The sequence below is a fragment of the Streptomyces sp. BE303 genome (genome assembly GCF_036290945.1).
In the GTDB taxonomy this organism is placed as follows: Bacteria; Actinomycetota; Actinomycetes; order Streptomycetales; family Streptomycetaceae; genus Kitasatospora.
The window spans coordinates 1-411 of the sequence record NZ_JAQYWZ010000298.1; the positions used below are offsets into that span (position 1 = coordinate 1).

Consider the following 411-nt stretch of genomic DNA (forward strand, 5'->3'; position numbering starts at 1 on the left):
CCGCGACTCCGTCAACAGCGACACCGCGCCCGAAGCCCACTCCACGAGCGGGGAACGCTCGTCGGCGTGGAGCGTCGCGGGCAGGGTCCCGTGCCTCATCGCCAGAACCATCATGATGATGCCGGCGACACCGGCCGCCGCCTGCGTGTGCCCGATGTTGGACTTCACCGACCCGAGCCAGAGCGGGTCGCCGCCGTCCCGGTCCTGACCGAAGGTGGCCAGGAGGGCCTGGGCCTCGATCGGGTCGCCGAGCGTCGTGCCGGTGCCGTGCGCCTCGACCGCGTCGACGTCCTGCGGGTTCAACCCCGCCTGCGCCAACGCGGCCCGCATCACCCGCTGCTGCGACGGACCGTTCGGCGCCCTCAGACCGATCGACGCACCGTCCAGGATCACAGCCGTACCCCGCACCAC

The 411-nt window shown here is 72.3% G+C and carries 1 protein-coding gene; it reads right to left on the reverse strand.

The features are described from left to right. Positions 1-411 (reverse strand): polyketide synthase (locus PUR56_RS02835; RefSeq protein ID WP_329947711.1); only part of this gene is annotated, 411 nt, incomplete at both ends.